We start from the raw sequence: 21882 nt of genomic DNA, 5'->3' as shown, positions 1-21882 counted from the left end.
CCGCCGGCCGGACGACGCCGGCCGGAGATCTTTCGCACGGACGTGCGTCAGTCGAGGGCGCTCGTGGCCCGCCACTGGTCCCAGTCCAGGTTCCAGTCGCCGTAGCCGTTGCCGACGGCGACCGTGTCCCGGGAGCCGACGACCTTGACGACGTCGCCGGGGACGACCTCGTCGAAGAACCTCTTCGCGGGACCGCCGGTGGCGAGTCCGACACAGCCGTGCGTGACGTTCTGACGGCCGCCGTAGATGTTCGCCTTCGGGTTCTGGTGGAGGTAGGTGCCCGAGGCGGTGAGGTGGACGGCGTAGTAGTAGTAATCCGCGTACGCGTCGCCGTAGCCGACCGATCGCGAGTCCATGAAGACCCTGGACGCCTTGTCGGAGACGACCATCGTGCCGTTCCAGGTGTCCATGCCCGGCGCGCCCGCGGTGATCGGGACGCGGCGCGACGATCCGGCCGTTTCGAGCGTCATGACGTGTGTACGGACATCCACTGTGGCGACGAAGGAGCGGCCCACCGTGAAATGCCTGGTGATTCCGGCCCCGGCCCGGACGGTGACCGCCGTGCCGGGCTTCCAGTACGTGCGGGGCCGGAAGTCGACCCGCTGTCCGTCGGCGAGGTTTTGGTCCTTGACCCACCCCCAGGAGCCCTCGGCCTCGGCGGTGACCTTCAACTGCCTTTCCACATCGGCTCGTTCGGCCACGGGTATCGGGTGGTCGAAGGTCACGGAGACAGGCATGCCGACCCCCACGGTCTGCCCGTCGGCGATGTTGATGTGCGCGCCCGCCAGGGACTTGTGCGTTGGGGCTGAGGGCTTGGGCCGTTCCTTGCCCGTGGCACCGGCGGCCGGCCGGCCGCCCTCGGCTCCTTTGCCCCCGCCGTCGGCAAGCGCCTGCGCCGAACATCCGGCGAGCGCGAGCACGCATACGGCCGCCGCGCTCCAGGCGCGGGCCAGACGGCCCCGGCCACCTCTCCGTCCCGTGGTCATGGTGATCCCCCTGTGGTGTGTTTCGATGTGCGACGTACGGGACTTGTACGCACGACGGGGGCGGCCGGGTTGCATACGGCCGGCGGGACTTCGGACATTCGGGCGGGGGGCATGACCGAGGAAGAGTTCGACGCGTTCTACGCGACCGCCTTCCCCCGGCTGACCGGTCAGCTCTACGCGTTCACGGGGGATCACGGCGAGGCGCAGGACGTCGTCCAGGAAGCGTTCGTCCGCGCCTGGGACAAGCGGCGCGAGTTCCTCGCCGACGGTGCTCCCGAGGCGTGGATACGGACCGTGGCGACGCGGCTCGCGGTGAGCCGCTGGCGTCGGGCCCGCCGCTGGCTGGAGCTGGTGCGTCGCACGCCTCCGGCCGACCACGCACCGGGCCCGGGCCCCGAGCGCACCGCGCTCGTGGCCGCGCTTCGAACGCTGCCCGAGGCCCAGCGGATGGCGATCGTTCTGCACCATCTGTGCGACTTGAGCATCGAGCAGGTAGCCTCCGAAACCGGTGCCCCCGTCGGCACGGTCAAGGCCCGGCTCTCGCGTGGCCGGACGGCGCTGGCGCGGGTGCTCTCGGAGGAATCGGCGGAGCCGGCCGGCTCCGCGCGTCCGTCGGGGTTCGCGGGCGCGTCCGGCAAGGGCGAGAGGGAGGACGACCGTGTCCGATGAACTCGCCTCCGCCCTGCGCGAGTTGGCGAACGAGGCGGAGAGGTCTCCGGTGCTGAGCGGTGCGGAGATCCGCGGCCGGGCGTCGGGCCGACGACGCCGCCGCCGTACGGCTCTGGCCGCGGGCGGCGTCTGCGTCGCGGGCGCGCTCGCCCTGGTCGCCCTGGTGGGCCTGGACGGAGGGGCGCAGCGGAAGTCCCCGCCGGCCGCGAGCCCCACCGCCGTCCCGAGCCTGCCGACGGCGTCGCCGGACGCCACGATCGATCTGGGCAGGCGCGTGATCTCCGTCGCCGGCCACCGGCTGACGCTCCACGGCGACAGTCTGACCGGGGACACCCCGACGGTCCGGATGACGGTCACGGAGAAGGAAGCCCACCTGAGGGTCTCCAGCAAGACGGTCGGCTTCGAGGGCGGCTACTCCTTCGAGGCCACCTGGGTGGTCAAGCTCACCGGGGCCGACGGCGGAACGGACTACGTGGGCTCCCTGGGGACCGGTGACCATGCCATCTCCGACCCTGACCACGGCTGGATCATCCTGGACATGACCGATGCCAAGCTGCTGTACGACCGGCTCGAACCGGGCGCCGTGGTCGAGATCCGCCCGTCGGTCAACGCCTCGGCCTCCTCGGCGGCGCACCGGGGCTCGGCGACGGCGGGCACGGTCACCGGTTCGGGCGCGGCCACCGGCGCAGCGGCCGGCTCAGGAACGGGATCCTCGGGAACCTCAGGCGGCTAGCGCGGCCTTCGCGGCAGGGTGGCCACGCCCCGGAGCCCGGCAGCACCAGCGGCCCCCGCACTCGCGTCCCGCGTCCGGCACCCCGCACTCCGCACTCCGCACCGGAACGACCGGCGCCTGTCTGTCTTCAGAGGGGCGGCTGGGCCGGAGCGGGGCCGAGGGTCGTCGTGCCCGGGGCGGTGCGGTGGCCGAGGCCGGTGCGGTAGGCGTCGAGAGCCGCTTCCACCCGGCCGGTGCGCCGCAGCAGGTCGCCCAGCAGCCGGCACAGGTCCGCCAGGTCGCCCGCCGCGCCCGCCCGCTCCAGCAGGCTCATCGCCCGCACGTAGTGCTCCTCCGCCGCCTCGGTGTCGCGGGCGTCCTCCGCGATGATCCCGAGCAGGCGGTGCGCGGCGGCGGCGTGGATGGCGCCCCGCTCGGAACTCAGGTCACCGAGCACCTGCCGCAGCAGTCCGTCCGCCTCGTCGGACTTGCCGCGCCGGTGCAGCACGTCGGCCAGTTCCACCGCGACCTGGCTGGTGTACAGCGCGGCCCGCTTCGCGGAGAGCATGGCCTGCGCCTCACGCAACTCGCCCTCCGCACGCTCGAGTTCACCGTTCTGGGCGTACAGATAACCGCGCATCCAGTGGCAGTTGGCGAGCTCGGTGCGGATCTGGAGCTGCCGGTAGAGCTCGGCGGCCTTGGCGAGGGAGGCGTCGGCCTCGGTGATCCGCCCCTCGGCGATCATCGTCCGCGCCACCGAGCGGTGCATCCGCGCCACCAGCGCCGGGTCCTGGACCTGCGGCGCGAGGGCGAGCGCGAACTCGGCGGCCTGGGCGGCACGGGCGTGCGCGCCCATGTCCATGTAGGGCCCGATGACTCCCGTGTAGAGGAGAAGCAGCGCCTCGGGATCGTGCAGGCCCGTCCGGTTGAGCTCGTCGAGCGTGGACTCGAACAGATAGCAGGCGTAACGGAGTTCACCGGCGAGGTAGTGGGAGACCGCCCGGCCGCGTACGGCGGGCACCCGCTGCGGCAGCGGCGCGTCCCCCATCCGCTGCTCCGACTCCTCGAAGCGCCGCTGCGCCGTCTCCAGGTCCCCGGTGTCCAGAGCGCATTCGCCGAGCCCGAGAAGCGCCGCCGCCTGCTCGGCGACCAGTCCGTGGGCCTCCGCCTCCGCGAGCAGAACCGCGTAGACCTCGGCGGCCACCTCGGCCTCTCCGGTGGAGAGCGTGCGCTGCGCGTCCGTCAGCCGCAGCCGCAGGCCGGTGGCGAGATGGGCGGGCCGCCCGGTCGCCAGCTCCTCGTACGCGATCCCGAGACGCCCGGCTATGTGCCGCAGCGCGGGCTCGGAGGCCCGCACCCGGCCGGCCTCCAGGGTGGAGATGTACGCGGGCGTGTACACGGGCTCCGCGAGCTGTTTCTGCGTCAGGCCTCGTTCTGTGCGCAGCTGTTGCACCCTGCGCCCGATGATCTCAGGGTCGTCCCGCTCCGCCATGAACCAAGCATGCCATCAAGCCGAGTTGGACCGGTCCGGCTTTTGACTACTGTCCGGCCTCGGACCCTCTTGCGACGGGAGCCCGGGAGCCTCTACGTTAAGTGCCGGATTAAGCATGCTTAATACGCCGCTGTTGTTGCGAGGTCACCGTGCTCCGACGTATTTCCGCGCGCTACTCCAGAGGGTTTCTCGCCGCCGTCATCGCGGTCGCCGCGCTGGTCACGGCGGCGAACGTCGGCCCGGCGAGAGCGGCCGAAGCGGCCCCCACGGCACACACCACCGCGCACACGACCGGTCGGCGGTAACTCCCCGCGGGCCGTCGACGCACGCTCCCCGAGTCGTACGACAGCGGCGAAATCCCCCGTACGGGGCAGACGCGGCGCCTACAGTGAACCGGTGACCTCTACCGCCGCCCGTACCGCGCTGGACCTCACCGCCGACCTCCCCGTGCCCGCCCTGGAGGACTTCTACCGGGATCTGCACCGGCATCCCGAACTGTCGCTGCGCGAACACCGTACGGCCGCCGCCCTCGCGGAACGGCTGCGGAAAGCCGGGTACGACACGACCGAGGGCGTGGGCGGTACGGGCGTCGTCGGCGTTCTGCGGAACGGGGACGGGCCCACCGTCCTGCTGCGCGCCGACATGGATGCGCTGCCCGTGGCCGAGGAGACCGGGCTGCCGTACGCCTCGGAGACCGACGGGGTCATGCACGCCTGCGGCCACGATCTGCACGTCACCTGGCTGACCGGCGCGGCGGACGCACTCGCCGCCGGGCGGGACACCTGGTCCGGCACACTGGTGCTGGTCGGACAGCCCGCCGAGGAGACCGGCGGGGGCGCGGCCCGCATGGTCGCGGACGGCCTCCACGAACGCTTCCCGGTGGCCGACGTCCTGCTCGCCCAGCACGTGGTGCCCGGCCCCGCCGGGCTGTACCCGCACTCCCCGGGTCTGATCATGTCCGCCTCGACCGACCTGGACATCGTCGTGCACGGGCGGGGCGGGCACGGTTCGCGGCCCGAGACGACCGTCGACCCGGTGGTGACGGCCGCGTACATCGTGACGCGGCTCCAGACGGTCGTCAGCCGGGAGATCGCGGCCCGGGAGTCCGCTGTGCTCACCGTGGGGCGGATCGAGGCCGGCACCCGGCACAACATCATCCCGTCCGAGGCCCGGATCGCCCTGAACCTGCGGACGCAGTCGCAGGACGTGCGGGAACGGATGATCGCCGCCGTGCGGCGCGTCGCGGCGGGCGAGTGCGCGGCGGCCGGCTGCCCGGCCGAGCCCACGGTCACCGTCGGCGACGACTTTCCGGTGACCGTCAACGACGCCGGCACCGACCGCCGGATCGCCGCCGTGCACAGCGAGGTCTTCGGCGCCGGGACGGTCCTCGATCCCGGTCCCGCCATGGCCAGCGAGGACTTCCCGCGGCTCGCGGTCGGCCGGATCCCCTACTCCTACTGGTTCGTGACCGGCACCCCTGCCGACGTCTGGAACGCCGCCCCGGGCAGCGACGACCTCATGACCAGGCTCGCGGCCGTGCCCAGCAACCACAGTCCGCACTTCGCCCCCGACCTGTCCACGGTCGCGCCGGGCGTACGGACCCTGGTGTCGGGGGCGCTGGCCTCGCTGTCGGCCGGGAAGTGAACCATCCCGGTCCGTGTTCGCTCAGGTCTGCGTCTGCAACTGGCTGAGCTGACGCCTGACATGGTCCAGCGCGCCCTCCCGGCGTCCGGGCACCCGCTGTCTCAACCGGGCCAGTTCCGCCCCGAGTTCACGGGCCCGCGCCGGATCGTCGATACGGCCCCACTGGTGGTGCGCGCGGTCCACGGCCGACTCCACCTCCGGGGCGCCCGGCGCCTGTCCCGCGTCCAGCCGGTTCGCCGCGAGGGCCAGCCAGCCACGGCAGCTGCGCTCGGCGTCCCCCGCGAACATCGCCAGGTCGGCCCGTACCTCCATCCAGTGCAGCACCGGCTCGGACCCGGCCCCGTGCGTCCGCAGCGCCTCCCGCTCCCACCGCGCCGCCAGCGCGAACGCGTCGTCGTGGCGTCCGTCGCGGACCGCCGCGGTGATCTCCTCATGGGGATCGGGGGAGACCGAACCCCCTCGCCGGCCGGCCTGGCCGGGAAGCTGCACGGACGACGCGGACGGCATGGACGGCGCGGGCGGTGGAACCGCTGGGTGCGGCAGGTGCGGTGGACGCGCGGGCGCGTGCGGCGGAGCCGTGACCGTCGTGAACTCCGGAGCCGGGGGCCAGGGTTGCCCGGCCCACGCCCGGCCGGGCGCGAGCACCAGGTCCGCCGCTCCCGGCCGGGAGTTCTCCTCGCCCGCGATCCTCGTCAGAGCCTGCTGGTGAAGCTGGTCGGGGGAAGGGCGATGGCCGCTGCGAAGCAGCGTGGCGACGGCTCTCATGTACGCCGGCTGTGCCACCGTCCGGCGCGACGGCGGCGGGGCGACCCGGCCGTACAGCTCGGTCGACGGGCCCGCCGTGAGAGGGCGCCCGGCGAGGAACTCCCAGGTGTCCGTGTCCGCGTGCAGGTCGACGAAGACGGTCGTCGAACCCGGTGGACGCAGCCGGAGTTCGTCGGCGACCCAGCGCCAGGGGAAGGCCGTGTAGCGGACCGTCGCCGGGGTGGTGCGGGCCAGCGCGAGGTGCGGAAGCCGCTGGCGGCGGTCCAGTTGGAGCTGTCCCGTCACGAACATGGTCAGCGGTCCGGGCGCCGTCGCCGCCGCGCGCAGCCGGGTCAGGACGGCCTGCGGCTCCAGCGGGTCGGCCAGTTCGACGACGTTGGCCGTCTCGGTGCCCGACAGCACCGGAGGGGCGACGGCCGCGAGCACGGGGAGCACGGAGGCCGCGTCCACCAGACACCCCCTGCCCACCGGTGAGGCCGCGAGGAGCAGCACGGTTCCGGGCACAGGTTGCCTCCCCCATCGATCGGACACATCAGCACCGTAACGGCTGCGCATGCAAAGAGGGGACGTGAAGGGGACGAACCCCCCACCCGGCCGAAAACCCCGAAGTCCGCGTCCGCCACCGCGGCTACGTCCCTCGTCCGCCGCCCGCCCGACGCCGTACGGCGAAGATCGTCGTGTCGTCGCCGAGCCTGCCGCCGCAGTGGACCAGGGTGCCGTCGCGCACGAACCGGACGAGCCGCTGCGGGTCGGCGATGCGCGGGTCCCGTGGCAGCGCCTTCGTGAGGGTGTCACGGAGCGGGAAGAAGTCGCCCGCCGTGTCGCGGGCCTCGGTCACCCCGTCGGTGACCAGGAGCAGTGTCTCGCCGGGGGCGAGCGGGACCCGGAGCACCGGTGGCGGCGCGGGCGCCAACTCGCCCATGCCGAGCGGGAGCCCGTCCCCGGCCGGCAGACTCCGCACCTCGTCGGCGGTGACCACGAGCGGCGGTTCGTGGCCGAAGTTGACGACCTCCACGGTGACCGGAGCGTCCTCGGGGAAGGCGACCAGGACGCCGGTCGCGAAACGGTCGCTGTCGCTGCGGCCGAGCGCCACGCGGTAGCGGTTGTGCCGCAGCATCCGGACCTCCAGCCGGGCGGCGACCGTGGCGAGGTCCGGCTCGTGGTACGCCGCCTCGCGGAAGGTGCTGAGCAGCGCGGCCGCCGCCTCGACCGCCGCGAGTCCCTTGCCCTGGACGTCTCCGAGCAGCACGCGGGTGCCGTGCCGGCCGGGCTGGATGTCGTAGAAGTCGCCGCCGACCCGGGCCTCGCTGTCGGCGGCGAGGTAGACGGCCGCGTGGTCGAGGCCGCCCCAGCCCGGGGGCATCGGGCGCAGCACGGTACGCCGGGTCGTCTCGGCGATGTCCCGCATGTGCAGCATGCGCCGCTCCGCGCGCAGCCGCACGGAACAGGCGAGGGCGGCCAGGCCGCTGCCGACCATGACCAGGACGAAATCGGGCAGGCCGTTCTGGTACGGGTGCGGCCACGACGTGTCCACGGTGCCGTAGACGAGCAGCGACAGCGCGGCGAACGCCACGGTGCCCAGCACCCCGCAGATCGCCGCGGCGATGACCGGCACGAGCACGAGCCAGGAGATGATCCGGAACCGGCCGGAGGTGTTGACGTCGAGCAGCGCGATGCCGAGGAGCAGCAGCAGCGGGGGCAGCCAGGCGACGCTGCGCCCGTGCACCCGCAGCGGCGTCGACCGCTGGAAGGCCTCCTGCACCCCGGTGCGCGGCCGCAGGGCGTGCCGTAACCGGTCGTATGCGGATCTCCGGTCGGCCACCTCGCCGTACCGCCTCCGTCTCGTTGTCTCAGTAGGCGACGGACATACGGCCGTGCGGGTGGACGGGCATCTCCAGCTGGTCGACGAAGGCCATCGCGTAGTCCTCGGCACTGATCCTGCTCTGGCCGCCCGCGTCGGTGAGCATGCGGTCGCCGCCGATCCTGAACTCGCCCGTGCGTTCGCCGGGGCCGATCTCGGCGGCGGGTGAGATGTAGGTCCAGTCGAGATCGTCGACGTCGGTCCGCAGATAGGTGAGGGCGTCACGGTGGGCGAGGGCCTCGGGAAGGTAGGCCTCGGGGAAGTCCGGCTGGTCGCACGCGGCCTCGCCGGGGGCGACCTCCAGGGTCCCCGCCCCGCCGACGATCACGAGCCGGTGCACCCCGGCCTCACGGACGCCCTCCACCAGGGAGTGGTTGAGGGCGAGGAAGGGTTCGCGGGGATCCGAGACGTCCCGGGGCGGGACGCAGGCCGACCCCACCGCGTCCGCGCCGGCCACCAGCTCGGCGACCTTCGCCGGGTCCGCGGCGTCGGCCGCCGCCGCGGTGACCCCGGAAACCGGGGACTGGCCGGACCGGCTGACCGCGACGACCTGGTGTCCGCGCGCCGACGCCTCCGTGGCGATACGGCTGCCGACCATGCCGGTGGCACCGAAGAGTACGAGCTTCATGCACCTCAGCGAAGCACGCGACCATGATCACCGCATCCCGGCGAAGCGGCGAGGAGGGTGCCGCGGGAGGTGCTGTGGGGTGCCGTGGAGGGGTGCCGTGGGGGGTCGGGCCCCGACTTGCCAGGGGCTGCGGCGAGGTGTGACCTGGAAGGCGGGGGCGAGCAGAGAGGAGTCCTTCCATGGCTCAAGCCGCACCCGTGTCAGGGACACCAGGTACATCCGGATCGACCGACGTCTTCGGGGAACAGACCCACACGATGGCGAAGTGGGCCGTGCCCGTCGTCGGCGGACTCGTCTACGGCTACTGGGCCGCCGCCATCAACCGGGACGCAGGTGCCATCACGGGCTGGAACGTGCTGTTCGGCTTCGTGTGCGCCATCGCGTTCGCGGCGGCCTACATGGGCGCCCGGACGGTGGCACCACTGATGCGGCGCGAGGCGCACGCGCTGGTGTGGGCCGTGTTCGCGGGCTGCGCGTTCGGTTTCCTCTACAGCCAGACCGACGCGACCATTCTGCGGTCCGTGTTCATGTCACTGCCGGTGGCGGTGGGCGTGTACGCGGTGGCCTTCTACCGCTACTACACCCACGAGGACGCGGCGGGAAAGGCGGGCTGACGTCGTAGCGCGCCGTTGCGACGGACGACGTCGCAACGGCGCACACGGCACAGTCGTCCGTCGCGACGGCGCACACGCACATTCACACGCACATTCACACGCACATGAGGCCCCGGCACCGCCGGGGCCTCATGCGTCTCCCTCACTCACCTGCTCACCCACCACCTGGGACCCAGTCCCAGGAGTTCGAGGAGGAGCCGGACACGGTCCAGCTCCACGCGCTGGAGACGGTGAAGCTCCAGGAGCCGGAGGGGGTCACACTCCATCCGGGGTCGTTGCGCGGGTTGCGCCCGTCGTCCCAGTGCGCGTTGTGCCACGTCCCGTCCTTCTGGTCGGGACACGGGTCCGAGCAACTCGGCACCCACCGGCCGTCGGTGTCGACGAAGGCCGCGCTGGCCCAGGCATGGGCGCCCACGAGCCAGTACCAGACGGAGGTGCCGAGCACGCTCTGCCCGTTCACCGCGCACTGGACGCGGTCCTGGCTGCCCGGTGAGAGCGCGCCGACGACGGGCGAGTTCGTGCTGGGCTGAAGCCGCAGGTTCAGTTCTCCACGGGAGATGACGGTGCCCCGGACGGGGCTTCCGGAGCCGTCGCCGGTCGGCGCCGACTCGGTCGCCGCCATGGAGGGACCGGCGGCCAGGACGGTCAGTACACCGCCGCTGAGCAGGGCCGCGGCAAGAGTCCGCGGGGCTGGGGTGGTGCGCATATCGGCCTCCTTTTCCCCAGATCCAGGAAACACCCGTTCGGGTGAGGGCTCCACCTGAGCGGCCGAAGCCCCTGGGGCCACAGGGATGCACGGGGGTGAGCGGCAGCCCCGGAGGTGCCGGCGGAACCCGCACGGCCGTCCGCCGGCGTGCCGACGGGACACGGACCGGGTGCCGCCGGAATCGGGCGGGCTGCCGGCGGGGGCCGCGGTCCAGCCCTGCGGGGCGGGCGCGTCAGCTCCCCGTACGGCTTGTCATATGCGCCCATTTGCAGTCGGACCGGTCGCGTACGGGGTCCGGGAGGCCTTGTCTGAAGACGTGTCCCCTCGTGTCCGGAGCGCCCTGTCGGCCGTGCTGATCGCGCTCGCCTGCCTCCTCGCGCCGCTCGGCGCGCTGTCGGCGTGGGCGACGTACGGCCTCGGCGACTCCGAGCGGTACGAGGCCACCATGGCGCCGCTCGCCGGCGACGACGACGTCCGGGACGCCATCGCGGCCGGCGTCACCGACGACATCCTGCGCGAGGTCCACGTACGGCCAAGGCTCCAGGGGCCGGTGAACCACTTCGTACGGGACGCCGTGCGCTCGTTCACCGAGACCGAGGCGTACCGCACGGCGTGGGAGGCCGCCAACATGGCCGCGCACGACGCCGTGATGCGGGCGTTGCGCGAGGACCGCGAGGGTGCGGTGACCGTCGATCTCGCGCCCGTCACCGAGCGGGTCAAGCGCCGGCTCGCCGACGACCACATGCCGTTGGCCGCCCGGATCCCGGTCGCGCACACCGAGGTCACCGTGCTCGAGGCGGAGGACCTGGCCCGGCTCCGGAAGGGGTTCCACGTGCTCGAAGTCGCCGGATTCTGGCTCCCGTCGGCGTCGGTCGTCTTCGCGGCGACGGGCATCGTCATCGCCGTGCGCCGCCGCCGGGCGGTCCTCGCGACGGGCCTCGGCACCGCTCTGGGCGCCGCGCTGCTCGGTGTCGCGATCACCGTCGGCCGCAGGCTCACCCTCGACGACCTGCCGCCCGATGTGTCCCGCACAGCCGCGGGCGCGGTGTACGACGCTCTCACCGAGACCCTCCGGTTCGTCAGCTGGCTGCTGCTGGCCATGGGTCTGACAGTGGCTCTGACCGCCGCGCTCGCCGGTGTGTACGCCCGTCGGCGGCGGCCGGCCGAGGCACCCCGTCAGATTCCCGCCGAGCAGTCGACCCACGTGGGCGCCTGACCCGGGGCCCGGCGGGACCGTCCCGGGTCCGCCCCCGGGTCCGCCCCCGGAAAACCGACATACTTGGGGCATGTCCCGCGAGTTCCCCATCGGCCTCACCCCTCCCGACTGGCTGGTCAGGAACCTCCAACCGCAGCGGGTCCCCGTCAACCGGGCCGCCGCCGCCCGCGCCGCCGTGGCCCTGTCGCTCCCCCTCGCGATCGGCCTCGCCTGCGGACAGCCCGCGTACGGCGCCCTGGCCTCCATGGGAGCGCTGTCCGGAGTCATCGGCGACACCGCGGACGCGTACCGCATGCGGATCCTCAACATCGCCGTCCCGCAGTTCTTCGGCGCGATCGGCGTCACGATCGGCGCCGCGGTCTTCGGCCACGGCTGGACCGCCGTGGTGACGGTGACCCTGATCGCCCTGGTCTCCGGGATGATCTCGTCGATCGGCGCCGTCGCCTCCGTCACCGGACTGCTGCTGCTCCTCAACTGCGTGATCGGCGCCGGACTTCCGCTGCCCGGCGCCTGGTGGCTCGCGCCGCTGCTGATGTCCGGCGGCGGGCTCCTCGTCCTCGCGCTGACCCTGCTCGCCTGGCCGCTGCGCTCGGGGGTGCCGGAGCGGTCCTCCGTCGCGAGCACCTACCGCACGGTCGCGGACCTGCTCGCCGCCGGAGGCACCGACGACTACGAGCGCCTCCGCATCGCCGTCACCCAGTCCCTGAACGAGTCGTACGACCTCGTCCTCGCCCGGCGGGCGTTCCACCACGGCCGCAGCCCCGACCTCGTCCGGCTGCTCGCCCAGCTCAACGCCGTCACGCCGGTCGTCGAGGCCGCCCCCGCCGCCCACCAGCGGGGCGAACCGCTGCCCGCCGAGATCCCCGCCGCCGTACGCCTGCTCGCCGGCACCGTCGAGTCCGGCGGCACCGAGCCCCTCGAACTGCGGCTTCCCGCCCCGGCCGACGAGACAGGGCGCGCCGTCGACCACGCCCTGCGGCACGCCGCCGGTGTCGTGGCCGACCGGTCCCCCGACCCGCGCACCCTCGACGACCGCCTCGGCCGGCCCGCCCGCCTGCGTGTCCGTGCCGCCCGCGCCACCCGCAACGTCCTGCTGTCGGCGGCCTCCTGGCGCTACGGCACCCGCCTCGCCCTGTGCATCGGCCTCGGCCAGGTGCTCGTCTCCACCGTCGAGGTGCCGCGCTCCTACTGGGTCGCGCTCACCATCACCTTCGTCATGAAGCCCGACTACGGTTCCGTCTTCTCCCGGGCCCTGCTGCGCGCCCTCGGCACGGTCGCGGGCCTCGTGGTCGCGGCGACCGTGCTGACCCTGGTTCCGCGCGGCTGGTGGGACGTGCCCGTGCTGATGGTGCTCGGGGCGCTCATCCCGGCCCTGACCCCGCGCGGCTACGGCTATCAGACCGCCGCCATCACCCCGGTGATCCTGCTGCTGTCCGACATCCTCAACCACCAGGGCACCGGGCTCGTCGTCCCCCGGCTGGTCGACTCCCTGATCGGCTGCGGAATCGCCCTGATTGCCGGATATCTGCTCTGGCCGGAGAGCTGGCACGCCCGGGTCGGCGACCGGCTCGCGGACGCGGTCGCCGACACCGCCGGCTATGTCGAGCTGGCCTTCGGGGACGCCGCCGAGCCGTCGGCCCGCGCCCGGAGCAGACGCCGGCTGTACCGCGACCTCTCCTCCATCCGTACGGAGTTCCAGCGCGCGCTGACCGAACCGCCGCCGAACGGACGCCGCGCCGCGGCCTGGATGCCGCTCGTCGTCGCCGTCGAGCGGATCGTGGACGCGACGACCGCAGCCCGGGTCCGTGTCCGGCAGGGCGCGGCCGAGCCGTCCGCCGCCGAGATCTCCACCATCGCGCGCCAGCTGCGGGAGCTGTCCGAGGGACTGCGCGAGACGGACGTGCTCTTCGCCGTCCGCACCGACCTCACCGGACCCGAGAGCAGCGTCCTCGAACCGGTGCGGCAGGAGGTCGCGGCGGCCAGGGCGATCACCTCACCGCATTGACACGGGCGGCCACCACATTGACACGGGCGGCGTCGGCACAGACTATTCGCCCATCGTCCCGACTCCACGTGCGGGACGGACGGAACTCAGAATTCCGACAAATCACCGTGGTAGGAAAGTGAACCCGTGGGCGCTGTAAGGGGGTTGACGCGGCGGTTGTCCGGTGCGCAGCCCCTGCCGAAGATCACCATCTATGGCCGCTAACCTTACGTGTCCGTCCTGGCCAGGGATTGACGGGATCAACTCACGCGAAGGGTTGCGCACATGGGCATTCTCACTCTCCTGCGGAATGCGTTCGGCCGCTCACGCAAGGGTCGTGACGCGGACGCGGAGACCTCGCGAGAGGCCACGTCGACCGCGACGGTCCCGGCTCCCGCCGCGGAGCCGACACTTTCTCCCGAGGCCGAGCCGGCCTCGACCGCCGCCCCGGAGGCCGAGCCGAAGATTCCGGCTCCCGCGTCCGAGCCCGAGCCCTCCGTCGTCGATGAGCTGGTGTCGGCCGCCTTCGACAACGTGACGGTACCGAAGCAGAACACGACCTCCTCCCCGGAGCCCGAACCCACACCCGAGGCCGAGCCGGTCACCGAAGCCGAAGCCGAGGCCGAGCCCGCCGCCGCGCAGACGGAGGAGCCGGTCGCCGAGCCCGCCACCGAGGCGGAAGCGGAGCCCGCCGCCGAGGCCGAGGTCGAGTCGGTCGCGGAGCCCGAGCCCGAGGCCGAGGAAGCGACGGAGCCCGTCGCCGCCGCCGAGCCCGAGCCCGAGGCCACCCCCGAGCCCGAGCCCACCGTCGAGCCCGAGGCCGCGGTCATCCCCGAGCCCGAGCCCGTCGTCGAGCCCGAGCCTGCCGCGGACGCGACTCCGGTCGCCGAGGCGGAGCCCGAGCCGGTCGCCGAGCCCGAGGTCGCCGCCGAGGCGGAAGCCGAAGCCGAGGCCCAGCCCGAGGTCGAGCCCGAGGCCGAGGCCGAGGTGCCCGAGGCCGCGCAGGTCGACGAGCCCGCGGCCGCCGACGGCGAGGAAGCCCCCCAGGCGGCACCCGCAGCCGAAGACGAGACCAGCACGGGTGGTGCGGGCGGGAACGACAACGCCGAAGGCGAAGCCGAGGCGGAAGCGGAAACCCCGGCCGAAGCCGAGGCCCAGCCCGCAGAAGACTCCGCCGTCGCGCTGAACGAGGTCAAGGCACAGGCTCCGGACCTGGTCACGGCGTACCAGGAAGCAGGTACCGCGCTCCAGAAGCGGGACCTCACCGGCAAGCGCGCCAAGGTCTACCTCGTACTCGACCGCTCGTCGTCCATGCGCGCCTACTACAAGGACGGCTCCGCCCAGGCCCTCGGCGAGCAGGCCCTCGCCCTCGCCGCCCACCTGGACCCGGAGGCGACCGTCCACGTCGTCTTCTTCTCCACCGAACTGGACGGCACCGGCACCCTCACGCTCACCGAGCACGAGAACAAGGTCGACGACCTGCACGCCGGCCTCGGCCGCATGGGCCGTACGAGCTACCACGTCGCCGTGGAGGAAGTCGTCACCCACCACCAGCGGTCGGGCGGCGGCGACCCCGCCCTGGTGATCTTCCAGACGGACGGCGCCCCGGACGCCAAGACCCCCGCCACCCAGTCCCTCACGGACGCGGCGGAGAACCACCCGGGCGTCTTCTTCTCGTTCGTCGCCTTCGGCGAGCACGACAACAAGGCCTTCGACTACCTGCGCAAGCTGAAGACCGGGAACACGGCCTTCTTCCACGCGGGCCCGGCCCCGCGTGAGCTCACGGACGTCGAGGTCTACGACGGCGTCCTGGAGAACTGGCGCCCGTAAGCCCTGAGCCCGTACACCGCACCACCGGGCCGCCCCCTTCCCACGCCTTAAAACGGGAAGCGGGCGGCCCACCCATGTCGGCTACGATTTCAAGGTTCACCGGCGACGACCCGCCCACCGGAAATCCGAGGCGATCGTCGCCCCACGCAGCGACCTGGGAGCAGCCCGCGATGGCTCGACACCTCATCACCAGCGCCCTTCCGTACATCAACGGGATCAAGCACCTGGGCAACATGGTGGGGTCCATGCTCCCGGCGGACGTGTACTCCCGGTACCTCCGCCAGCGCGGCCACGACGTCCTGTACATCTGCGCGACGGACGAGCACGGCACCCCCGCCGAGCTGGCGGCCAAGGAGCGCGGCCTGCCGGTCGACGAGTTCTGCGCGCAGGCGCACGACGCGCAGAAGGCCGTGTACGACGGCTTCGAGCTGGCCTTCGACTACTTCGGCCGCAGCTCCAGCCCGGAGAACCGCGACATCACGCAGCACTTCGCGCGCCGCCTGAACGAGAACGGCTTCATCGAGGAGCGCGCGATCCGTCAGGTGTACTCGCCCACCGACGGCCGTTTCCTGCCGGACCGCTATGTGGAGGGCACCTGCCCGCACTGCGGTTACGACAAGGCCCGCGGCGACCAGTGCGAGAACTGCACGCGCGTGCTCGACCCCACGGACCTGATCGACCCGCGTTCGGCGATCTCCGGCTCGACGGACCTGGAGGTCCGCGAGACCAAGCACCTGTTCCTCCTCCAGTCGAAGCTCCAGCACGAGGTCGAGGAGTGGGTGGCCCGCCACGAGTCCGAGTGGCCGCAGCTCGCCTCCTCCATCGCCCGCAAGTGGCTGACCGAGGGCCTGCACGACCGCGCGATCACCCGTGACCTGGACTGGGGCGTCCCGGTCCCGGCCGACACCTGGCCGGAGCTGGCGGCCGAGGGCAAGGTCTTCTACGTCTGGTTCGACGCCCCGATCGAGTACATCGGCGCGACGAAGGAGTGGGCCGACCGGTCCGGCCAGGACGCGGAGAACCGTGACTGGAAGTCCTGGTGGTACGACGCGGACTCCGGCGAGAACCCGGTCCGCTACACGCAGTTCATGGCGAAGGACAACGTGCCCTTCCACACCGTGATGTTCCCGGCCACCGAGCTGGGCGTGCGCGAGCCGTGGAAGAAGGTCGACTACGTCAAGGCCTTCAACTGGCTGACGTACTACGGCGGGAAGTTCTCCACGTCCCAGAAGCGCGGTGTCTTCACGGACCACGCGCTGGACATCCTGCCCGCCGACTACTGGCGCTACTTCCTCATCGCCAACGCCCCCGAGTCGGACGACTCGTCGTTCACCTGGGAGCACTTCACGGCCACGGTCAACAAGGACCTGGCCGACACCCTCGGCAACTTCGTCAACCGCGTCCTGTCCTTCTCCAAGAAGCGCTTCGGCGAGGAGGTCCCGGCGGGTGCGGAGGCCGGCGAGGCCGAGGCGAAGCTGGGCGTGGAGATCGCGGGCCTGCTCGCGGAGTACGAGACCCAGATGGAGGCCCTCCAGTACCGCAAGGCGGCCGCCGCGCTGCGCGCCCTGTGGTCCGCGGGCAACTCCTACCTGGAGGAGAAGGCCCCCTGGCTGGAGATCAAGACCAGCCCCGAGGGCGCCGCGCTGACGCTCCGTACGGCGATGAACCTGATCCACCTGTACTCGGTGGTCTCGGAACCCTTCATCCCGGCGTCCGCCCGCGCGATGCGCTCCGCCTTCGCCCTCGCGGACGACACGGCGACCTGGGTGAGCGCCGACGAGGCCCGCGCCCTGTCCTTCCTGCCCGCCGGAACCCCCTTCACCGTTCCCCCGGTCCTCTTCGCCAAGATCACGGACGAGGACCTGGAGTCGTACAAGGAGCGCTTCGGCGGCGCGCCGGAGTAACCGGACGACCGCTCTACAGGAGCCCGGGAACGAACCGTTCCCGGGCTCCTCGCGTACCACGACCCTCCGACGACAGGCTGATACGCCCGGTCCCACCAGCGGCTTTACCGCACCCTGACCTTCAGGCCCACTGTCACCTCCTGTTAGCATCCGCGCACTTGTGCGAGGGCGGGGGCCCTCGCGGGGAGGGACAGTTCACGTGGGCAGACACGCCCCGAGACGGCGCGGCCTGGCCGCGGCCGTCTCCTCCATAGCGGTCGCCGTGGCGGCCGCCACCATCGCCGTTCTGCCGCAGAACGGCGCCTCGGCGGACCCGGCCGCACCGGCCGGGTCCACCTCCGAGATCACCCTGGCCGACCCCGTCGGCACACAGCCGCGCGCCGACCGCCCCCTGGTGGCCGGCACGAGCGGCTTCCTGCACCGGCAGACCGGGATCACCGGACTGCTGTGGACGGACTACGCCACCGGCACGAGCACGGTCGTCAGGACCGCCGACGGCGTGTACGCGCCCACGGGTGTCTGCGCGAGCCTCGGCTCGTCCACCTGCCCCACCGCCTGGTACGGCAGCGACGCCGACCTGGTCGCGCTGCCGTCGGCCGGTTCCGTAGCCCTGTGGGACCCGGCGACCCGGACGACGTCGTCGTTCACCTCGGACGAGGCGTACCGGGGGCTGGCCGGACGGACGGTCCTCACCGAGTACGCGGTGCACGACCTCGTCGACGGCACCTGGCGCTCCCGCGCCATCACCCCGGCCGGCACCCGGATCACCTCGGGCTCCATCACCGCCGCCGACGCGCACGGCGTGCTGTTCAAGGTCGACAGCCACCTGTACTACCTCGACCTGGCCACGGCCACCACCACCAGGGCCTTCTCCGGCATGGACGCGCGGCCGTACACCGTCCTCAGTGACGACCGGATCGGCTGGTACGACCCGGTCGGCGGCGACCTGCGTGTCAAACCGCGCACGGACCCGGCCGCCGACGAGCAGGTGATCGATCTGCCCGCGCCCGGTGCCCAGCTCGACGGCGCCCCGGTGCTCTCCGGCGACTGGCTGCTGCTCCCGCTGCACACCGGCACCGGCACCAGCGAGCTGCGGGCCGTCTCCCTGAAGGACGGCTCCTCACAGACCCTGGTGGCCAAGGCGGGGGCGTACATCGTTCGCCCGTCCGGCAATGCCGCCCTGGTCACCGGCGGCACCGGCGCGAGCGACTGGTGGGTGCGGCGCTTCACCGAGGCCGCGGACGGCACGCCCGGTCTGGAGCAGCTGGCCCAGATTCCGGCGACGGAGAACGCGAAGACCGGCCTGGCGCTCAGCCGGGGCAGCCTGCGCCTCGCCGAGGACGACCCGAGCGGCACCATGGACACCACCTCGCTGCGCACGCTCGCCGTGGTCGGCGGGCAGCTCAGCGCCTCCGCGCCGGAGGCCGGGGACAAGGTGCTCACGCGCTGCGCGTACACGGGTGTGGCCTGCTCGACGCTCTGGGGCAACCTCGGCAACAGCCCGCGGGACGCCTTCCTCGGCACCACCGACACCGGTCTGACCGGTAAGGACAAACTGGTCGCCATGCTGGACGGCTCCTCGGACTGGACCCTGGAGTTCGGCACCACGGGCGGCCACATCGTCGACGTCTCGGACAACTACGCGGTCTACGACTCCGGGGGCACCTCCCCGATGCAGTACATCGGCGAGTTCGGCCAGGGACAGAAGCTGAAGCGGTCGGTGCGCGCCGCCGCGCTGAACGGCTCGACCCTCTGGAGCGCCTCGACGACCGGCAAGCTCACCTCGTACAGCCTGACCGAGGACAAGACCCTCGCGACGGTGACCGTGCCGGGCATGTCCTGCGTGCCGGGCGAACTCCAGGCGGCGGGCCGCTGGGTGTACTGGACGTGCGGCGACGGCTCGGCCGGCGTGTACGACTCCAAGGCCGCCACCTCCCGCACGGTGAACGGCGGCGACGTGCTGCTCGGCGACGGCTTCACCGTCCGCCACGACCGTGCCGCGGGCACCCTGGTGCTGACGGACGCGGCCACCGGCACCAGCCGTGTGCTCACGACCGATGTCGCCGACACCGGCCTCGCCATGGACCGCCGCTTCAAGTGGACCGTGGACGAGTACACGGGCCTGGTGGCCTGGACCGACCTGTACGAGCGGACGCACATCGCCAGGACCGGTGTCACGCCGTCGGCCGTGACGGCCTTCAGGTCCGAGGCATCGGACTACGTCGGCTCCGGCACGTCGCCCTTCCACGGCTCCTGGCTGCTGTCCCGCCCGGTCACCTCCTGGTCGGTGACCTTCACCTCCGTCCAGAGCGGCGCGCGGGGCAAGGCGACCCGCACGGTCACCGGAGGCGCGTCCACCGTCTGGGCGGCCACGGACTGGTACGGCACGACGGTCGACAACGCCCGCTTCCCGAACGGGCAGTACACCTGGACCCTCAAGGCCACGGGCACCGGCACCGCCTCGGCGGTCACCGTCGCGACCGGCAAGGGCTTCCTGGAGGGAGGCGCGCCGGTGCGGCACGACTTCTCCAGCGCGGAAGGACCGGACGGCCGCGGCGACCTCCTCACCCTGAACTCGTCCGGCGGTCTGACCTTCCAGTCGGGCACCGGCAGCGGCACGTTCGGCGAGAAGATCAGCGGTTCCGGCTGGGCCGCCGGCATCAAGGCCGTGCCGTTCGGCGATCTCAACGGGGACCGCTGCAACGACGTCCTCGTCCGGCTGAGCAGCGGCGCCCTGCGGGCGTACAAGCCGCACTGCGGCACCGCGGTCACCCCGAAGACGTCGTACACCACGCTCGCGAGCAGCGGCTGGACCCAGTACGACGTCCTGACCTCGCCCGGCGACGTGAGCGGTGACGGCCGGCCCGACCTGATCGCGCGCGTCGCGTCCACCGGGACCGTCTACCTCTACAAGGGGACGAGCGCGGGAACGCTCTCCGCCCGCGTGAAGCTCTACGACAGCTGGAAGGGCTACAAGAAGATCGTCGGGGCCGGTGACCTCAACGGCGACGGCATCGGCGACCTGCTCGCGCAGGACACGTCCAACACCCTCTACCGCTACAACGGCAAGGGGGACGGAACCTTCGCCGCCCGCGTGAAGGTGTTCGCCGACTGGGGCGGCTCGTACAACGCCGTCATCGGGGTCGGTGACATCACCGACGACGGCAGGGCCGATCTGGTCTCCCGGGACACCAGCGGCAATCTGTACCGCAACAGCGGGGACGGCAGGGGATCGTTCGGCTCGCGCACGAGGATCGCCACCGGCTGGGGCGGATACCGGTCGATCTCCTGAGGCTCCTCACCTCCGGAAAGGGGGCACGGACGACACGTCCCGTGCCCCCTTTCCGCGTCTCCGGGGCCATGCCCGCCGAGGCCGCCGACCCGGCGCCCGGGAGCGGCCGGACAGCACGGAAGACCAGGTGAGAGCCCGGTGACGACCCGGCGAACAGCCGGGAAAGCCACCCTCTGTCCGATGCCGCCGATCCGTAATGGACCCCGGCGCCACAAGGCCCTCGGTCACCCGTATGGTTTCCGCCATGGCAGTCCCCGAGGTCATTCCGATCGCCTACGAACCGAAGCACCGCACCGAGACCATAGGCCGGTACGCGGACGGTCAGTTCCTGGCGTCGATCACGTACGCCTTCCCCGAAGGGTTCCGTCCCGACGACGGCTGGGAAGAGCACAAACGTTTGTACGTGGTGCTCCACACCTTCGATGCCGAGGGCCGCTACCGCGACTCGGAGGTCTGGTGCGCCGGCACCTGGGCCGAACAGCAGCGAGCCGTCCAGGGCGAATACTCGGTGCTGTCACGCGCCCGCGTCCACCTGGCGAAGCTGCTCCGCAGTCTGCCCCGGCGCTCGTACACGGACATCGCGATACGGCCGTTCCAGCTCACCGCCGACGGCGTCCGGTTCGGCCTCGTGACGGGCGTGGACGAGGGCGAGGCCTGGGCCGAGCTGTACCCGGACGGCCTCGGCTTCTCCGAACCGTGGGACGGCACGTACGACACCTGAGCGGATCCTCCTTCCCGACGTGACCCTGACAAGCGCCCCCGGCCGTTAGCATCAGGTCCCTTGAGTCACGAGGGGCTGGGGGGCACGAGTGCGGGTGCGGGTGCGTGTGCGGGGAAACAGGTGGCTGCTGGTGGGCGCGGCACTGACCGCGTGGGGGATCACCGCCTGCGCCGGTACGGGCGGGGGAACGCCCGGCTCCCCGGCGGCAAGCAGTTCACCCGGCGGCGCCTCGACCCCGTCCACCGCGCCGGGACCGCCGCTCTCCGCCGAGGCCCTGAAGTCCATCGCCCTCACCGATGAAGACGTGCCGGACAGCTTGGCCGTCTCGGCGGACGAGCGATCACCCGCCGACTCCGACAGCACCTACCCGCCGGTCTCGGACCCCTCCTGCGAGACGCTCCTCGACGCCCCCCACGCCGTCGGCGCATCGGCCGTCGTGGACCAGAACATCACCTGGAAGGGCAGCATCCTGCCCGGCGGCAACACCCTCGCCTCCTACGAAGGCACAGGAGCCGAGAAGGCGATCGACCGTGTCCGTACGTCACTGACAACCTGCCACGACTTCACCGGCGACAGCCGCGGGGGGAAGTACACCTCGCACGTCGCGCCGGAGAAGGCCCCCCGGCTCGGCGACGAGTCGATCGCCTTCCGGGTCACCACCCCGGTGAAGCTGGAGGCGCCAGACCTGCCCGGCGGTCTACCTGCCCCCATGCAGAACCAGCGGCACATCCTCGTGAGAGTCGGCGGCGTCACCGCGACCTTCTCGACGCTGGACCTGGACAACAGCAACCACTTCCCCCTGGCCCTCATCCGAAAAGAAGTCGCCCGCATGACAAAGGCCCAGCACGCCTGACAGCA

General features: G+C 72.2%; 17 protein-coding genes. 11 read left to right on the top strand and 6 right to left on the bottom strand.

Annotated elements, in window-relative coordinates:
• Positions 1–47 precede the first annotated feature (47 nt).
• Positions 48–986, bottom strand: coding sequence for a L,D-transpeptidase (locus tag OG485_RS22825; protein ID WP_328670440.1), 939 nt, complete (start codon positions 984–986; stop codon positions 48–50).
• A gap of 111 nt (positions 987–1097) precedes the next feature.
• On the opposite strand from OG485_RS22825, the gene OG485_RS22820 reads away from it, so the two are divergent.
• On the top strand, positions 1098–1655 hold the full coding sequence (locus OG485_RS22820) for a SigE family RNA polymerase sigma factor (protein WP_328670439.1): 558 nt from the start codon (positions 1098–1100) through the stop codon (positions 1653–1655).
• Positions 1645–2388, top strand: coding sequence for a L,D-transpeptidase (locus tag OG485_RS22815; RefSeq protein WP_328670438.1), 744 nt, complete (start codon positions 1645–1647; stop codon positions 2386–2388). Before OG485_RS22820 ends, OG485_RS22815 begins: the two co-directional genes overlap by 11 nt.
• 127 nt (positions 2389–2515) lie before the next feature.
• Here the strand turns inward: OG485_RS22815 and OG485_RS22810 are convergent, their stop codons facing one another.
• The gene (locus OG485_RS22810; protein ID WP_328670437.1) at positions 2516–3859 is read right to left on the bottom strand and encodes a helix-turn-helix domain-containing protein; all 1344 of its coding nucleotides are present in this window, start codon (positions 3857–3859) and stop codon (positions 2516–2518) included.
• 396 nt (positions 3860–4255) lie between these two features.
• Here OG485_RS22810 and OG485_RS22805 point away from each other — a divergent pair, with 396 nt between their 5' ends.
• Positions 4256–5503, top strand: a complete 1248-nt coding sequence (locus tag OG485_RS22805) for an amidohydrolase (protein ID WP_328670436.1) — start codon at positions 4256–4258, stop codon at positions 5501–5503.
• Between the two features lie 21 nt (positions 5504–5524).
• Here the strand turns inward: OG485_RS22805 and OG485_RS22800 are convergent, their stop codons facing one another.
• The 3 genes from OG485_RS22800 to OG485_RS22790 all read right to left on the bottom strand — a co-directional run bounded on the left by OG485_RS22800 (position 5525) and on the right by OG485_RS22790 (position 8757).
• Positions 5525–6772: a hypothetical protein gene (locus tag OG485_RS22800; protein ID WP_328670435.1), complete on the bottom strand. Its 1248-nt coding sequence runs from the start codon at positions 6770–6772 to the stop codon at positions 5525–5527.
• A gap of 124 nt (positions 6773–6896) precedes the next feature.
• A complete protein-coding gene (locus OG485_RS22795) occupies positions 6897–8048 on the bottom strand; it encodes a PP2C family protein-serine/threonine phosphatase (protein ID WP_328674597.1) in 1152 nt (383 codons plus the stop codon).
• A 70-nt stretch (positions 8049–8118) separates the two neighbouring features.
• Positions 8119–8757, bottom strand: coding sequence for an NAD(P)-dependent oxidoreductase (locus tag OG485_RS22790; protein ID WP_328670434.1), 639 nt, complete (start codon positions 8755–8757; stop codon positions 8119–8121).
• A 179-nt stretch (positions 8758–8936) separates the two neighbouring features.
• On the opposite strand from OG485_RS22790, the gene OG485_RS22785 reads away from it, so the two are divergent.
• A complete protein-coding gene (locus tag OG485_RS22785) occupies positions 8937–9371 on the top strand; it encodes a hypothetical protein (protein WP_328670433.1) in 435 nt (144 codons plus the stop codon).
• Positions 9372–9525: 154 nt separating this feature from the next.
• On the opposite strand, the gene OG485_RS22780 is transcribed toward OG485_RS22785, so the two are convergent.
• Positions 9526–10077 carry an SH3 domain-containing protein gene (locus OG485_RS22780; protein WP_328670432.1) on the bottom strand — a complete coding sequence of 184 codons (552 nt, stop codon included), beginning with the start codon at positions 10075–10077 and terminating at the stop codon, positions 9526–9528.
• A gap of 316 nt (positions 10078–10393) precedes the next feature.
• On the opposite strand from OG485_RS22780, the gene OG485_RS22775 reads away from it, so the two are divergent.
• From OG485_RS22775 to OG485_RS22745, 7 genes are all read left to right on the top strand, one after another.
• Entirely contained in the window at positions 10394–11293 is a 900-nt protein-coding gene (locus tag OG485_RS22775; protein WP_328670431.1) for a hypothetical protein, read from the top strand.
• Positions 11294–11363: 70 nt separating this feature from the next.
• Positions 11364–13298, top strand: a complete 1935-nt coding sequence (locus OG485_RS22770) for an FUSC family protein (RefSeq protein ID WP_328670430.1) — start codon at positions 11364–11366, stop codon at positions 13296–13298.
• Positions 13299–13562: 264 nt separating this feature from the next.
• Entirely contained in the window at positions 13563–15107 is a 1545-nt protein-coding gene (locus OG485_RS22765; protein ID WP_328670429.1) for a VWA domain-containing protein, read from the top strand.
• A gap of 170 nt (positions 15108–15277) precedes the next feature.
• A complete protein-coding gene (gene metG / locus OG485_RS22760) occupies positions 15278–17011 on the top strand; it encodes a methionine--tRNA ligase (protein WP_328670428.1) in 1734 nt (577 codons plus the stop codon).
• Positions 17012–17210: 199 nt separating this feature from the next.
• Positions 17211–20303 carry an FG-GAP repeat domain-containing protein gene (locus tag OG485_RS22755; protein WP_328670427.1) on the top strand — a complete coding sequence of 1031 codons (3093 nt, stop codon included), beginning with the start codon at positions 17211–17213 and terminating at the stop codon, positions 20301–20303.
• 244 nt (positions 20304–20547) lie between these two features.
• Positions 20548–21024: a hypothetical protein gene (locus OG485_RS22750; protein WP_328670426.1), complete on the top strand. Its 477-nt coding sequence runs from the start codon at positions 20548–20550 to the stop codon at positions 21022–21024.
• 106 nt (positions 21025–21130) lie between these two features.
• Entirely contained in the window at positions 21131–21877 is a 747-nt protein-coding gene (locus OG485_RS22745) for a hypothetical protein (protein WP_328670425.1), read from the top strand.
• Positions 21878–21882: the final 5 nt, after the last annotated feature.

The sequence above is a fragment of the Streptomyces sp. NBC_00328 genome (genome assembly GCF_036139655.1).
Taxonomy (GTDB): Bacteria; Actinomycetota; Actinomycetes; order Streptomycetales; family Streptomycetaceae; genus Streptomyces.
The sequence above is the reverse complement of the archived record's forward strand: the minus strand, read 5'-3'. Positions and strand labels throughout refer to the sequence as shown.